Here is a 15,018-nt window from a genome sequence, read left to right on the forward strand (position 1 = left end):
TATCTAATTAGTGGCTTTTGATACCGTCCCTTGTTTCAGTGATTTATTCTTTCCTCATTTCCACATCATATATTTCCCGGGCAGTTCTCCCTTGAAAACTGTCTTATTTATTGTGTCGCTGCAGCTGGAAAAAGGCGGTTTTTCAGTTGAGTGGAGATGATTTCTAGCAAAATAGCTACTACTAAGATGGCATAAGTGATAAACCCTACTTCACGAAGGTCAAAATAAAATCCAGATGCCATAAACAACTCAAATCCAATACCACCGGCACCGGCTGCAGCTCCCATAGCAACCGCTACCGTAAAGTTAATTTCAAACCGCAAAAATGTCCAGGACAATAAATACGTAAATGTAGAAGGAATGACCGCATGTGTAACAATATGCCACCAGCTCGACCCAGTGGCCCGCAATGCTTCAATGATCCCTGGGTCCACTTCTTCAAACGCTTCCGAAAAAGCTTTTACCAAGTAAGCAACCGAGTGAAACAACATACCAAGAACGGCTGCCTCACTTCCCAGTCCGGCAGCAATCGCAAAAATTAATACCCATAGTACGGTCGGCACTGCACGAATGAAAGCAACAATAATGCGAACCGTTTTCGTTAAGCCTTTATTAGACAAGTTCGTTGCCGCCATTAACGCTAAGAACAGAGCTATCACCGCACCAAACACTGTAGATAAAACTGCCAAGCCCAGTGTCATGCTAACTTGAAACAATGCTTCACCCCAGCCAAAATGGCTGAGCCCAGGCTGTAGAAACATTACGTACAGGTTGTACATCGTCTCTTGCACCGCACTTATTAGATGAAGCCCCGAATAATCAAAAATAATAAATGCGATGGCTGTCAATATGATAAACGAAAGAATTGTTCCTTGCATCACACGTTCTGCTTTATTTCCTGACTTAATACGAATCCGGCCGTCTCGTTTTCGCTTTATGTATGTGGATTGTGATGCAGCTTCCATTATAAAATCACCTTCCGTATATAATTCGATGCCATCTCTATAGCAATGACGGTGATAACAATAGTAAAGGTCACGAGTGCTACCGTATTGTAATCCATTGTTTTGTAGTATAAGTCGAAAATATACCCAATTCCTGTGCCTGTTAAAATCCCAACTAATGTAGCGCTTCGAATATTGGTTTCTATCATAAATAAAATCCAGCTAATCATTTGCGGCAAACTTTGGGGAATCACTGCTTTGTTCACAATCTGAAAATAAGTGGCTCCAGTCGCGGTTAGTGCTTCAACCGCGCTCCCGCTTACTTCATCGATGGACTCAATAAACGCTCTCGTTAAAAAACCTACCGTTCCTACAAATAGTGCCAAGTACCCTGTCATCGAGTTTTGTCCAAATGAAAGCAGCAAAATCAATGCCCATGCCACTACAGGTATATTTCTGGAAAAGGAAGCAATGAAACGCGCCAGCACACTTAACACGTTACTGACTCTCGTTGTTTTCGATCCCATTAACCCTAGAAAAATAGACACCGCAGCTGCCGTTGTTGTAGCCGCAATCGACATAAAAATTGTTTCATTTAATTTCTCTAAAATAGACGGCAGCTTCGCAAGCGACTCTTGCGTAATCAACAGATGAGAAAACATCCATCCTATTGCTTGAGGAATTGCTGTTATGCCCGTTAGCACATTAAATTCTGTTATGGCGATTGACACGTAAGTTACCACAATAATCACAGCTAACAGTATCGTCGTTTGCCATCGCTTTCTTTTCATTTCTTTTTCACGTTTCACATTCAATTACTCCTTATCCTGTAATGAGCTCTCGTGTCTCTGTTCCATAAATGTGATGAATGCGATCATCAGTAAGCCATGGCGTTGGACCATCAAAAACAATTTCACCGGCTTTTAAACCAATAATTCTATCTGAATACGTCTGAGCCACTTCAACTTGATGCAAATTTACGATACACGTAATATTTAATTCGGAAACAATTGATTGTAAGTGATCCATGATAATTTTGGACGTATTTGGGTCAAGAGAAGCAATTGGTTCATCACAAAGCACCAGCTTCGGATCTTGAATCAGTGCCCGAGCAATTCCCACACGCTGCTGCTGCCCGCCGCTTAATTGATCGCAGCGCTTGTATGCGTGTTCGCCAATGCCAAGCTTGTCCAAGAGATAAAATGCACGTTCTTTTTCGTCTTCAGTAAACCTGCCGAGTATGCCTTGAATCGTTGTTTTATATCCAAAACGGCCATGCAGTACGTTCTCAATGACAGACAAACGCGGAACAAGGTTATAGTGCTGAAAAATCATACCGATATCCGTTCTCAACTGACGCAGCTCTTTTTTCTTCAGGCTTCCTACATCATTGTTATCAAAAATGACATGTCCTTCGTTAATTTCCACCATTCTATTAATACTACGCAAAAGCGTTGATTTCCCAGCGCCGGACGGACCGATAATGGAAACAAACTCGCCAGCCTCTACATCAAAGCTGATATCTTTCAATACTTTTGTTTCTAAATCATATGATTTTCCAAGTCTTTTCACTTGCAACAGTGACATGGCATTTACTCTCCTTTATACATATAGTTTGGCAGGAGAGTATGCACAATGGAACGTGCATACTCTTTTTCCTCTTATTCGGAAAGTTCACGAATAGGATCAAACCATGAATCTTCTACCGACACAAAACGTTCTTGATCAGACTTTGTAAAGAGAGCTGACTCCTCCGAGTCTTCAGGCACAAAAATGTTTTCATTATTGGCGACTTCATCAGATGTAAACATGTCATGAACCGCATTGAATTCTTCCTCTGTCATTGTATTCGTGTTCGCAACAATCGGAGCGTTCAGCACAGGAGTAACACTCATAAGTACAAATTCACTGCCTGTCACTGTATTAAATGGTTCCGCGGCATCATCCTTGACTCTATACGTCGAGCCGGCCGTATTTTCTTCTCCTTCAGCTACCTCTACGTAGTTGTCTACACATGTGTCACAAAAGGCAGCCACCTCAGCACTGTCATTTAACAAGTTTACTGCAGATCCTTGATGGGAATTTCCAAACAGCACTTGAGAAAACAGCGGTCCGCTCTCCATCAAATCTTCCTCTGTTAAATCAGCATATTCATCTTTTTCAGTGAAGTGTTCAATAATGGTAGATGATGGAACCTTAAATCCAGAAGTTGAACTAGTCGATACAAAAGAAAACGATGTATCAGCAATCGCATCAAGTGAGAATTCGCCGTCGGCTTGGTAATTCTTTTGATCCTCTTGATTGACAGCCAGCCAGCTGTGATACATCGCGTCATCTAATGTTCCCGATGAACCGCTTGGCACAACCATTGGCTGAATGGCATCATTTTGGGCGTTGGCTTCTACATACCCTTGCGCTCCTAGATAAGCCATATCCGCGTTTTCATTGACTAATGTTTCAATCGCAATCGCATAGTCCGTTGTTAAGTGATGCTCCACATCTTTTCCCGTTGCTTCTTCAATAGCATTTCCAATTGCTTCACGTGAGGATTTTAAGTCTTCTCCGGATTCATTGGGATACCAAACCACGTCGATGACGCCATCTGAATTTCCGTCAGCCGTACTGCCTGCCGAACACGCAGCTAAAAATGCCGTACATGCTGCCGCCAATAATGATAAAGTAATTTTTCTCATTCTGTTTCTCCTCTCCTATTAACCTCTCTTATTAGACTTTCATCAGATGACTAGCATTCCGATATTAAACCTCTCCTCCTTCCCGTCATTTTATTACCTGATTCTATTGAACCAGAAACGATAAAAAAGTCACGACAATTTACATTATTTTTACTTTTCTTAAGACTGTTTACTAACAATAAACAAAAGTAATAGAAGCTTTACTCCTGATTCATATACACTGGAAAAGAATATGGACTCCACACACTCCCTACGTCCACTGCTTCTCCAAAGGAACCATGAAAATCTGTTCCTCCCGTCATAATTAAGTGATAATTACTAGCCAGTGCTTTGACTTTTTGGCGGTCTTCTCGCGTATGGTCGGGGTGGCAGCACTCCACACCTTTTAATCCTGCGTCGACTAATTCCGGAATAATGTCATAAGAATTGAGCTGTCCAGGATGTGCGACAACAGCAATCCCGCCATCTGCAGCAATGGCTTTAACAGCATCAAACGCATCCATATATTCTATATCTCCCGCCGCTGCACCACCGCCTTTAAACAATGATTGATACAACCGCTTATATTCTGGTGATGTGTAATCAGCTTGTGTAATCTGCTTCATAATATGCTGTTTATAAATAGCAGCGCTTGGCTTTGCCGATTCTATAACCGCTGTTTTATCCAGCTCATAACCGGCTGACTGAATCTGTTCGATTTGCCAGAGAGAATGGGCGTGCCTGCGTGCACGAACCGGCTCACAAACCTCTTTAATATGTTTTGCCTCCACGTGATAGTTATAGCCAAGCACATGGACTTTACGATCTCGTTTAAAATCATACGCAGACATTTCAATCCCTGGAATAATCTCGATGCCGTATCTTTTGTGTAAAGATGAAAGAACCTCACCGTCTGCCGGAGTATCGTGATCAACAAAGCTCAGCTGGGATACACCATTCTGTTTGGCGCGGCGAATAACTTGTTCCATTGACTCTGCCCCATCCGAATAGTGACTATGAACATGCAAATCAGCTTTCATAACCGACACCAGCCTGAGCTTTTTTCGCTAATTCCTGCGTCTGCATGTAAAACACGCTGTCGCATAATTCTTCCATAAATTCAATATCGTGAAAAATCCCCACCAGCGTTGTTCCGCTTGCTTTTAATGCTTGAATAACCTCACGCACTTTTTCTTTGGAATGCTGGTCCAAACTTGCGGTTGGTTCATCAAGCAACAGCAAACGCGGCTTTTTAACCGTTGCCATTGCAATATTTAGGCGCAGTTTCTCCCCTCCAGAAAACGTATTCGGATATGCATCCCACAGTTTGGGATCTAATTCAAAATGCTCTAACGCTTTTTCTGCTTTAAGACATGCAGTTTCATGGGGCTCATCCATTTCAAGCAGCGCTTTTTCTACTAATTCTCTCGTTGTTGTCCGCGGCATAACATTTAAAAACTGTGACACATAACCAATTTCATATTTGCGCAAATACAGCACTTCTCTCTCTGCAGCCTGTGCTAAGTCAATTAAACCGAAACGCTCGGAATCATAGAGAATGCTCCCCGTGTCTGGTAAATATGTGCGATAGATGCTTTTGAGAATCGTCGATTTTCCGCTGCCGCTTCTTCCGACAATACCGATAAACTCGCCGGCTTCTAATGAAAAATTAATATCTTCTACCGCGGGCATCGTTTTACCTAAATAATGAATGGTAAAACGTTTGCCAAAATCGCTCATTTTTAACAGTGCCATTCTGAGACCTCCCTTTCTCTTACGAAGTACGGTAATTTGTCGTCGTAACGAGAGAACCATCCACCATGGTATTTGTTAGCATAGGATAGCCGTCCCCCATTCGCTCAATGACCAGTATATCGGCCTTTTTTCCTGGCGCAATGGATCCCAGCTCATCATCCATTCGTACCGCTTTGGCCGGATTCAATGTCACCATCATAAACATCTGGTGCAAGTCGTTCCCGTGCTGCTCACTTAGTTCAAAAACAGAATGCAATAGCGCTGCTGGGTAATAATCACTGCACAAAATATCAGCACAGCCATGAGCAATCGCCTCCGCTGCTGAAAGGTTCCCGGAATGAGATCCGCCTAACAGCACATTCGGGGCGCCGACAATCGTTTGAAGCCCTATTTCTTTGGCTTTTTTAGCAACCTCTAACGTTATAGGAAACTCACTGATGGTCGTTTTAAACGATGATACCAATTCAACCTTATCGGTGTTATCGTCGTCATGAGAAGCGACAGCAATTCCTTTAGCAATGGCAATATCAGCAATTTCCTTCATCTGCTCTGCTGTTAAACATTCACTTTGCTGCTGTTCCACAATGATTGTCTGTACATCATCATCCGACAGCTGACGGTATCCTTTCAGCGTTTTCCGATACACTTCGAGGTCTCTATACTGACCTTGCCCTGGTGTATGGTCCATAAATGATAATAAATGAATCCGATCATCTTCTAAGTTTTGGATAAGACGATCTGTCTCGTGCACATTGTCAATTTCAAAACGCGCATGCAAGCGGTGGCGAATGAGGTGCAGACGGTGATGAGTATCTTCAATTGCGTCAACCATGCGCTGCACATTTTCAGGATGACGCATCGGTTTTTGTGTAAAAACATCTTCACGATAGAACGAGAGCGAATGAAACATAGTTGTTATCCCACAATTAATCAATGTCTTTTCCGCTTCTCTTAAACTGATATGAAAATCCATCATACTTGTTGGCCGCGGCGAAGCAATCGTTTCAATATAATCAGAATGAATATCAATAAATCCTGGGGAAATATACCCTCCATTGGCGTCAATGTGTTGTGCATGCGGATATTTATTTATATCTTCCTCTGGAATAACAGCTTGAATCATGTCCTTCTCTACAACTACCGCATGTTTTTCTAGAATCGATTCTTCGGTTACAACTCTCCCATTATGAATGACATACACAGTGGCCTGCCCCCTATAAAAGTGAATAAACTAATTGCTGCGTATAAGCGTGCTGCGGGTCTTCTAATATTTGATCTGTTAAACCTTCTTCAATAATGGAACCATTCAACATCACAATAGTTCGGTCGGCCAGCATCCGAATGACCGCAAGATCATGAGAAACAACAATCATGCTGATGCCAGACTCTCGTTGAATGTTCTTAATTAAATCCAATACGTTTGCTTGGACGGATAAATCCAGTCCCGTCGTTACTTCATCCAGAAATAAAACCGGCGGATTATTCGAGAGAGCTTTAGCAATTTGCACACGCTGCTGCATCCCGCCCGAGAAGTACTGCGGCTCTTCTTTCATGCGAAAGAGCGGGATATGGACACTTTCTAACAGCTCCCTGCTCGTCTGTTCCATATCGGCTACATGACGGTTTCCCGCTGCAATTAACTTTTCTGCTATATTGCCAACCGATGAAAAATTCATTTTCAATCCGTGGACAGGATTTTGATACACCATTCCATATTTATTGTTGCGAATATAGCGCTTTTTCTGAGATGACAGTGCAAACACATTCTCTCCCTCAAGAGTTGTATCATTTATAAATGCCTCGCCTGATGTCACCTCTTCATCAAAATACATGCACTGCATCATCGTCGATTTTCCGCTGCCGCTCTCACCGACAATACCGAGAATTTCGCCTGGAAATAAATCAAAAGAGATATCTTGACATGCGTATACTGTTCCGCATGCTGGACAGTAATTTTTCTCTAACATTCTCGACGATGGATTGCTGCATTGACTGCAGCCAGACCCGAATTGTTTATTTAAGTTACAAACGTGCAGCAGTGCTTCTTCAAACATGTTCTTTTTCCACCTCGGCTTTCGCTTGTTGATTCAATCTCTCCAGACAATAACTTGTGTCATTGCACTGATATACGGTTTCACCGTTTTCTTCATCAATCAGCTCATCCATAAAGACATCCTCCGCCCCACAAAGACGGCAGCGCTTGCCTTCAAACGACTCCACTGTAAACGGATAATCGTCAAATGCTAAAGAAGTGACATCGGTGTAAGGAGGCACTGCATAAATTTTCTTTTCTCTGCCTGCACCAAGTAATATTAATGCTTCGGACTGGTGCATTTTTGGATTATCAAATCGTGGAATAGGGCTGGGCGCCATCAGATAGCGGTCATTGACTACGACAGGATGATCCGCATCCGTAGCGGTTCTTCCATATTTCATGATTTGTTCGAACAACAAAAGCCATGCCCCGCTGTATTCGTCTTCTGCATGAAGGCGTTTTGTCTGGTATTCACTTGCTTCTACCGGTCGGAGCGGCTCTGGCATTGGCACTTGCAGCACAAGAATCTGCTCTTTTGTCAGCGGTACTTCTGGAATACGGTGGCGAGACTGAATAACAGATGCGTCTTGTGTGCTTTCGGTGGTGAGAACACCGGTTGTGTCTTGCACGAGTTTTTTTATGCTGACCGCGTTAACCGACTCATCCGCTCCTTGATCAATCACTTTTAACACATCTTCTCTTCCGATAATAGAGAGAGTGATTTGCAATCCTCCTGTTCCCCAGCCGCGGGCAATCGGCATTTCTCTTGATGCAAATGGCACCTGGTATCCCGGAATAGCCACAGCATGCAGCACAGCACGACGTATCTCTTTTTTCGATCCTTCATCAAAAAAAGCAAAATGGGTGTCAGCTTTCATTACTTGTCGCCCCTTTCTTGACTTGGCGTATACTATCGAGTTTTGATTGGAACGTTACGTAGTGAGGCAGTTTCAAGTGAGAAATAAATCCAGTTGATTCCACCGAATCAATGTGCAGCAACACAAATTCTTCACTGTGCGTTGGAAAATCAAATTCAGGATGTTCTAAACATTGATCGAGAATACTCATCGCAATGGCTTTCGTTTCATTTTGGCCGTAGCACACGCCATACCCTATTTCAAATTCCAGCTCTTCATCATGCCGATCGTTTTTAATCGAAACAGGCACGAAAGATTCTACTTCGCTCACTGTTATCTCCCCGATGTAAAAGTCATTGTCTTCAGCGTTTTCGTTGTTTTCAGTCGGATGGTCTACATAAATAGGCAAATCCCCCACCCGCACTTCGCCAACTGTTGGGTGAACTTGTCCATACCCACGCAATGACGCATATCCAAGTGATGTAACAGCTCCCGTTTGACCGCGGGTTAAAGTTTGCAGCCGAGCGCTTCGAGGTGTTGGAAATTGAATGCTCTCTTTGGTTATATCCATGGGAGAAGTATTGTCATCTTCGTATTCTTCAAACAAACCTTCTTCTCTCAAATAATCTACAACTTTTGGAAAATACTGTATGTCGTCCTCTCTTGAAACATCTTGTAATTCCTGTTTGTATGCTTGTAACCATTGGTGGTTATCGACGGTGTTTTCTTTTGCTAATTCAAAATCAAGCAAACGGTGCGTGTAATCATAGGTGGCGCCTAACATTTGGCCTCCGGGAATATCTTTAAAACTTGCAGAAATCCGTCGCTTTACAAACATCGATTCTGTCTCTACGGTTTGGCTGTAATAAAGACGCGGCAGCGTCGAGCGGTGTGCTCTCATTAAAAACACAGCTTCTTCCATACTTCCTTCTGCTTGTTTAATAGCCAAAGCGGCTAAAAACGGTGAATAGAAGCTGGCCTCTGACATAACTTGATCGACTAATGCCTTCATGGACGAAAGAATCGTTTTTATTTCTATAATCTCACCATCTTTTAAACGTTCATATTTCAAACGCTTTTTCGATGCTTCAATCGCTTTCGTACCGCCTTTTACTGCTACATAACCCATTATTCCACCTCCGCATACGCGACTGATGTCGTTCGGGGAATACAGACCACTTGATCTGTTTCATCTGTGAAAATGACATCAATTCCTAAAGGATATTCTTTCGTGCGAACATTTCTTGCTTCCCAAAAGGATGGGGAGCATCCAGTTTGCAGTGTTGCTTCGTTTTTGATCCCGGGACCTGTTAACAAAAGTTGATGATCATGTGTGACAGGAGAACTCTCTATAATGAGCGTGGCGGAGAACTGAGGATTAATGAGATAGCCATTTTTACAGTGATTCACCGCCGTTAAAAGACTGGCTTCACTAGCATCATCCAGCACAAAAATATAATCTGCCTGTTCGATGGATGCAAATTTCGCTAGTGTGTATTCTGCAATAGCTGCAGCAAAGGCTTGCTGAGAATAATCGGAAAGAACATGAAACGTCACTTCTCCATCAAGCAGCGTTAATGCACTAAGGAAGGTACTGTCAAAACACAGCTGTCGTTTATGAACATGTGAAGCCGCCTTTTGAACCGATGAAATTGTGCCTGGCCGTGACATGCTGTGCAGCAGCTTTCGGTAAACGTGCTGTGTATCATGAATTTGGTCAACCATCATCTTTTATCTCCCCCTTGTTTTGTTTTATCGCTTCTTTTACACGTCCATCGTTTCGAAATTAACGGTAGTTTCGAACAACTCTGTCTGCTGTTTCGATTTTTCTTTTTTAATGAGCTGTTCCGCTTTTAACAAACGGTCTTCCCATTTTTTTGTTTCTGGAAGTTCTGCTTTATACGCAGCATCAATAACCGCAAGCTGTCTGGCCATCTCTTCATGGATGCCAACGACAATTCCAATGCCAATGCATTGATTCAGTTCCACCTTTGCCTCTGTGACAAGTACTTCTCCTATGTAAAATAATGATTTCTTTGCGGATTCTCTCATACGGACCATCGTCAAACCTTGACGCGGAGCAATAATATTTTGGCAGTTGTAGCGTTGTGTAACCTCGTCTGCCATACCTTTTGCCAAACACCAATCGCCATCAATGAGAATTTTTGTTCTTCGGCGTCTGTTCATTGAAATGTCCAACCTCCTTTTTTTACATACTCATCGTAACTTGTCGCCAAGTTGTTGTGTGTGAAGCTATCCTTAAGTGTTTGTAAACTTTCTTAAAAATGTAAACATAAAGAAAAACGCCAGCTATGACCCGTTCTTATCATTAAAAAAACAGACTCGAAAGCCATTAAAGCTTTCGAGCCTGTTTTATGTATCATGCATCCATTGAAATGTCATATTTAAATGTATCACTGCGGTATAAGATTTTTGTGTGCTCTAACACCTGCTTAGAGTCTGCATCCAAACAATCGCTTTCCACTAAAATCAGCGGCACCATGCGCTTACAAGACAACAGCTTTTGTTCATATTCCGTTGGAAATGTAACGCTGAGTACGTTTTTTTGACTCGTAAAATCGTGGTATCCCTGTTTGCGGTAGTAAGCAAACATAGATGTGATATTCGGACCATCCCCAGCAATGCTCGGAAACCTAGCCGCATGAACAAACGAATAATGAATTGCCATCGGCTCATCGTCAATCCAGCGCAGCCGGCCAATCTTATAGACACTATCATCTTTGTCTGCTTGTAAACGGCGGTACATTTTTTCATCATAGTTTATCTTCTCACAGCAAATATTTTTTGTCGTTAAATCATACCCTAACTGTTCCATCTTATCTGTAAAACTCTTTTTTCCTGTTAGATGCAACTCAATTTGCATGGATTTCTCTTTGACAAAACGCCCTTTTCCCTGCACAGAATAAATATAGCCCCGCTCTTCTAATGTGGTAAGTGCATTCCTTACGGTCATGCGAGGTACATTGTGCTTCTTTGCCAGTGCGTTTTCAGAAGGCAGTTTTTGCCCTGACGTTAACGCTTTATTAACCATCAGCTGCATGATTTCATCGATAATCTGTGTTTCTTTATTGTACATACACACCCTCTCCTTTCCTTTATTTAAAGGAGTCACTATTTATACTTCGCCACTTTTCTTTGTCTGTCAATAACTTTCCTCCTCTTTATAACACTAAATTATTTTGGCGCCTTCCTTGTGCTTTTCATCATTCTTCGCTATACTTTTTATACATCAAAAAAAATTGATAAAAGGAGGATATCATTTGCAAAAGGAGCTGCCGTTGACAGATGTCTCTTTCACACATACGTTTTCGACATATGAAAAAAAGTTTAAAGCACTGGCTGATCAGAAAAGGCTCCATATCTTGCAAGAAATTACGAAGCACGGCGAAGTCTGTGTATGTGATCTTTCAGAAAAACTGCAATTACCGCAATCAAAACTCTCCTATCATTTAAAAATTTTAATGGATGCGGCTCTCATTGAAAAAGAAACAAGGGGAACGTGGAGCTACTATACATTAAATCACCAGCAAATGAATCATTTGCTTTCGGAAGAGCTTTGCTGTTTGTTCCGCAGCGATTAATTTTTGTCTTTTACATCAATTTTTTTTGATGAAGAAAACTTGGCTAGCGCCTTGAAAGAAGGAAGTTCAGCTAAGGTCAAAGAACTTCTGCTGCGTTCGCGAACGTTCTGTTTGCAACACAGAAGCCATCACCTCCTGTGGAAGCACGTCCTGTGACAATACCGAACTGATTCCCGCCCTGAGAGTCCGCGGATTGTCTAGCCGATCTTATACTGATGTCCTTAACATGCTGCCTGCGTCGATAACCGACCCATGCTGACATTCTATATTTTCTTACCACAATAAAAGGAGGAAATGAGATGAAAGCACATGTTGGATTAAATGTTGCTGACTTGGAGCGCTCGATTGATTTTTACACAAAAATTTTTGGAGAAAAACCTGTAAAGGTCAAAGACGACTATGCCAAATATGAACCCAAACAATTTGACTTACACTTTACGTTAAACGTTCATTCTAACGTATCCGGCAATCAAGTCAATCACTTTGGCATTCAAGTCGGCAGCCAGCGCGACATTGACTTTCACAAACAGCGCCTTGAAAAGCTTGGCTTTTTCACACGAGAGGAACAAAACACTCAATGCTGTTATGCACTGCAGGACAAATTTTGGATTACAGACCCTGATGGGAATGAATGGGAGTTTTTCTACACCAAGCAAGATATTGAAATAAAAGATCGTACCGACGTTTACTGCAGCTAGATGTTTCATAAAGGAAAAACCCTCAAAGCTTACAAGCCTTGAGGGTTATATTGCTTCATGACTGCTCTAACACAGGCTGGCGCATCGTACCGTTTTCAGAAAATCCTGTATGCCACGACAATGCTTTTTCTAATACGTGCGGAGTTTGTCCTCCTTTTTCACAAGCCTCTTCAAAGTATGTATACAACTGCTCACGATACAATGGATGAGCACAATTCTCGATAATCACCGGCACCCGTTCTTTCGGAGCAAGGCCGCGAAGATCGGCATAACCTTGTTCTGTGACAAGCACGTCCACGTCATGTTCTGTATGGTCGACATGAGGCACAAACGGCACGATGCTAGAGATATCACCATTTTTGGCAATCGATTTCGTTACAAAAATAGCTAACCTGGAGTTTCTGGCAAAATCGCCGGATCCGCCAATGCCATTCATCATCTTTGTTCCTTGAATATGAGTGGAATTGACATTTCCATAGATGTCGGCCTCTAATGCTGTGTTGATAGAAATCAAGCCTAATCGGCGGATAACCTCAGGATGGTTGGAGATCTCTTGCGGACGCAATACGAGCCGGTCTTTATAACGTTCCAGATTGGAAAAGACCTCGTCCAATTTAGATTGCGACAGGGTAATGGAACAGCCTGAAGCAAACCGGACTTTTCCAGCATCCAGCAAATCAAACACTGCATCCTGCAGTACTTCTGAATATACTTCAAGGTCTGTGAAACCAGAATCTAACAACCCGTGAAACACGGCATTTGCGACGGTGCCAATTCCGGATTGTAATGGAGCAAGGTTATCTGGCAAACGTCCAAGCTCATTCTCTTTTTTCAAAAAATCAATTAAGTGATTGGCCATCACAGCTGTTTCTTCATCGGGCGGCGTAATAGGAGATGGAGAGTCTGGCTGATTAGTCACGACAATTCCCTTGATTTTTTTGCTGTCAACAGGAATACCAATAGAACCCATCCTGTCATCCACATTCATCAACGGAATCGGCTGTCGCTCTCCTTGTTTGTTTAACTCGTAAATATCGTGCAGGCCTTCGAAAGCTTGGGGCTGGGCAAGATTTAATTCTACAATGACAGATTCTGCCCTTTCTACAAAAATGGAAGAATTCCCTACTGACGTAGAAGGCACAATCAATCCATCCTCTGTGATAGAAACCGCTTCCACAATTGCAAAATCAATCGAGCTCAATACGTCATTACGCAGGAATTCCGCTGTATGGGACAAATGCTGGTCGATAAAATACATATCTCCCTCATTAATCTTTTTCCGCATTGTTCCATCTGCTTGGAAAGGAAGACGTTTGTGAATGATTCCGGCATCAGCCATGATTCTGTCAATATCAGAACCAAGGGAAGCTCCTGTATACACATTCACCTTCAAGTGTTCATTTTTTGCTCTTTCTACTAGTGCAGAAGGAACAGCTTTGGCATCTCCAGCCCGAGTAAATCCACTTAACCCGAGTGTCATTCCGTCTTTTATCCAAGCTGCTGCTGTTTCTTCTGTCACAATACGGTCTTGTAAGCGCTGATCACGTAAAAGGTTTTGAATGTTTTCATTCATAGTAATCCCCTCACTTCTAATTTTCTAATAATTCTATCAGCGCTCACGCTGCTTCTCACGTCTTTTTGACTGAAAAGGCTTAAAAATGACGTGAGCCAGCATATGAAAAACATAAAACAGCATATTAAAAAGCGAGGAGTTTACGGAAATGTTTGGCGTAAGTTTGACTGACCGGCACTTTGCTTTTATCTTTCATAATTAATAAAAAAGTAGAATGAGAATCCGGCTGTATTTCAGCGATATAGTTAATATTGATGATATACGAACGATGACAGCGGAAAAACAAATCATTCGGCAGAATATACTCCAGCTCGCTCAATTTAAATTTATTCGTTCCCGTTCCTCTCTCCGACTGCACCCACGTCTTTCTGTTTTGCGCTTCTAGAAACATAATTTCTTTGTGAGGAACCGGCTTCCAGCACTCTCCTATCCGCACTGTCAGATAATCAGCAAGAAACCGCAGCTGTTCTGTAGATAAAATAGCTGTGATGCAGCCTTGAGGATTTCCATTATTTAAAATAGGAACAGATGTACCATAATACGGAATACCAAACACTTTACTATGAATGTGTTCTGATATTTTCTGCTGAACCGATAATGCCTTATAGGTGACTGTATCTTCTTTAATTTCATCACCAGGTTTAATTTGCAAATCTATTTTGCTGCTGGGTTTATAGTAGATAAAACGCTTAGAGTCAGCAACGGCAAAAGAGGTTTCTTTCGGAAACAACTCTTCGAAGCCTTCCATCAACGCAGATACCGAAAAGTTCACCACTTTTCCCCTCCCTTATGGCTTGTATCATCTTAGGCGAGAAGACTCCCTCTTCTATTTTATGCAGGGTGCAGCCCAAAAATAAAGGGGAGATGAACCGCCTTTTTGCG

17 protein-coding genes are annotated in these 15,018 nt (G+C 42.2%); 2 read left to right on the forward strand and 15 right to left on the reverse strand.

Going from position 1 to position 15,018, the window contains the following annotated elements:
* Nucleotides 1–107: 107 nt before the first annotated feature.
* From BLT18_RS12610 to BLT18_RS12670, 13 genes are all read right to left on the reverse strand, one after another.
* Nucleotides 108–965 (reverse strand): ABC transporter permease subunit, encoded by an 858-nt coding sequence (locus tag BLT18_RS12610; protein WP_091274647.1) that lies wholly within the window; start codon nucleotides 963–965, stop codon nucleotides 108–110.
* Nucleotides 965–1,735: a phosphonate ABC transporter, permease protein PhnE gene (gene phnE, locus BLT18_RS12615; RefSeq protein ID WP_091274771.1), complete on the reverse strand. Its 771-nt coding sequence runs from the start codon at nucleotides 1,733–1,735 to the stop codon at nucleotides 965–967. The genes BLT18_RS12610 and phnE overlap by 1 nt, the downstream gene beginning before the upstream one ends.
* 31 nt (nucleotides 1,736–1,766) lie before the next feature.
* Nucleotides 1,767–2,531 (reverse strand): phosphonate ABC transporter ATP-binding protein, encoded by a 765-nt coding sequence (gene phnC, locus BLT18_RS12620; RefSeq protein WP_091274649.1) that lies wholly within the window; start codon nucleotides 2,529–2,531, stop codon nucleotides 1,767–1,769.
* Between the two features lie 74 nt (nucleotides 2,532–2,605).
* On the reverse strand, nucleotides 2,606–3,637 hold the full coding sequence (locus BLT18_RS12625) for a PhnD/SsuA/transferrin family substrate-binding protein (RefSeq protein ID WP_091274652.1): 1,032 nt from the start codon (nucleotides 3,635–3,637) through the stop codon (nucleotides 2,606–2,608).
* Nucleotides 3,638–3,837: 200 nt separating this feature from the next.
* Nucleotides 3,838–4,656 (reverse strand): PHP domain-containing protein, encoded by an 819-nt coding sequence (locus BLT18_RS12630; RefSeq protein ID WP_091274654.1) that lies wholly within the window; start codon nucleotides 4,654–4,656, stop codon nucleotides 3,838–3,840.
* Nucleotides 4,646–5,371: a phosphonate C-P lyase system protein PhnL gene (gene phnL / locus BLT18_RS12635; RefSeq protein ID WP_091274657.1), complete on the reverse strand. Its 726-nt coding sequence runs from the start codon at nucleotides 5,369–5,371 to the stop codon at nucleotides 4,646–4,648. The genes BLT18_RS12630 and phnL overlap by 11 nt, the downstream gene beginning before the upstream one ends.
* 19 nt (nucleotides 5,372–5,390) lie before the next feature.
* On the reverse strand, nucleotides 5,391–6,572 hold the full coding sequence (gene phnM / locus BLT18_RS12640; RefSeq protein WP_091274660.1) for a phosphonate metabolism protein PhnM: 1,182 nt from the start codon (nucleotides 6,570–6,572) through the stop codon (nucleotides 5,391–5,393).
* Nucleotides 6,573–6,585: 13 nt separating this feature from the next.
* Nucleotides 6,586–7,425 (reverse strand): ATP-binding cassette domain-containing protein, encoded by an 840-nt coding sequence (locus BLT18_RS12645; RefSeq protein ID WP_091274663.1) that lies wholly within the window; start codon nucleotides 7,423–7,425, stop codon nucleotides 6,586–6,588.
* The gene (locus tag BLT18_RS12650; RefSeq protein ID WP_091274666.1) at nucleotides 7,418–8,284 is read right to left on the reverse strand and encodes an alpha-D-ribose 1-methylphosphonate 5-phosphate C-P-lyase PhnJ; all 867 of its coding nucleotides are present in this window, start codon (nucleotides 8,282–8,284) and stop codon (nucleotides 7,418–7,420) included. Before BLT18_RS12650 ends, BLT18_RS12645 begins: the two co-directional genes overlap by 8 nt.
* On the reverse strand, nucleotides 8,274–9,392 hold the full coding sequence (locus BLT18_RS12655; protein WP_091274669.1) for a carbon-phosphorus lyase complex subunit PhnI: 1,119 nt from the start codon (nucleotides 9,390–9,392) through the stop codon (nucleotides 8,274–8,276). The genes BLT18_RS12650 and BLT18_RS12655 overlap by 11 nt, the downstream gene beginning before the upstream one ends.
* Nucleotides 9,392–9,991, reverse strand: a complete 600-nt coding sequence (gene phnH, locus BLT18_RS12660) for a phosphonate C-P lyase system protein PhnH (RefSeq protein ID WP_091274672.1) — start codon at nucleotides 9,989–9,991, stop codon at nucleotides 9,392–9,394. The genes BLT18_RS12655 and phnH overlap by 1 nt, the downstream gene beginning before the upstream one ends.
* A gap of 36 nt (nucleotides 9,992–10,027) precedes the next feature.
* Nucleotides 10,028–10,450: a phosphonate C-P lyase system protein PhnG gene (gene phnG, locus BLT18_RS12665; protein WP_091274675.1), complete on the reverse strand. Its 423-nt coding sequence runs from the start codon at nucleotides 10,448–10,450 to the stop codon at nucleotides 10,028–10,030.
* Nucleotides 10,451–10,643: 193 nt separating this feature from the next.
* Complete coding sequence (locus tag BLT18_RS12670) at nucleotides 10,644–11,360, reverse strand: GntR family transcriptional regulator (RefSeq protein ID WP_091274678.1); 717 nt, start codon at nucleotides 11,358–11,360, stop codon at nucleotides 10,644–10,646.
* Between the two features lie 184 nt (nucleotides 11,361–11,544).
* On the opposite strand from BLT18_RS12670, the gene BLT18_RS12675 reads away from it, so the two are divergent.
* Complete coding sequence (locus BLT18_RS12675) at nucleotides 11,545–11,865, forward strand: ArsR/SmtB family transcription factor (RefSeq protein ID WP_091274681.1); 321 nt, start codon at nucleotides 11,545–11,547, stop codon at nucleotides 11,863–11,865.
* 299 nt (nucleotides 11,866–12,164) lie between these two features.
* The gene (locus BLT18_RS12680) at nucleotides 12,165–12,563 is read left to right on the forward strand and encodes an ArsI/CadI family heavy metal resistance metalloenzyme (RefSeq protein ID WP_091274684.1); all 399 of its coding nucleotides are present in this window, start codon (nucleotides 12,165–12,167) and stop codon (nucleotides 12,561–12,563) included.
* Between the two features lie 55 nt (nucleotides 12,564–12,618).
* On the opposite strand, the gene BLT18_RS12685 is transcribed toward BLT18_RS12680, so the two are convergent.
* Together BLT18_RS12685 and BLT18_RS12690 are read right to left on the reverse strand one after the other, a co-directional pair.
* Nucleotides 12,619–14,136 (reverse strand): acetyl-CoA hydrolase/transferase family protein, encoded by a 1,518-nt coding sequence (locus BLT18_RS12685; protein WP_091274687.1) that lies wholly within the window; start codon nucleotides 14,134–14,136, stop codon nucleotides 12,619–12,621.
* A 124-nt stretch (nucleotides 14,137–14,260) separates the two neighbouring features.
* A complete protein-coding gene (locus BLT18_RS12690; protein WP_091274688.1) occupies nucleotides 14,261–14,911 on the reverse strand; it encodes a LytTR family DNA-binding domain-containing protein in 651 nt (216 codons plus the stop codon).
* Nucleotides 14,912–15,018: the final 107 nt, after the last annotated feature.

The sequence above is a fragment of the Alteribacillus persepolensis genome, from assembly GCF_900099605.1.
Lineage (GTDB): Bacteria > Bacillota > Bacilli > Bacillales > Marinococcaceae > Alteribacillus > Alteribacillus persepolensis.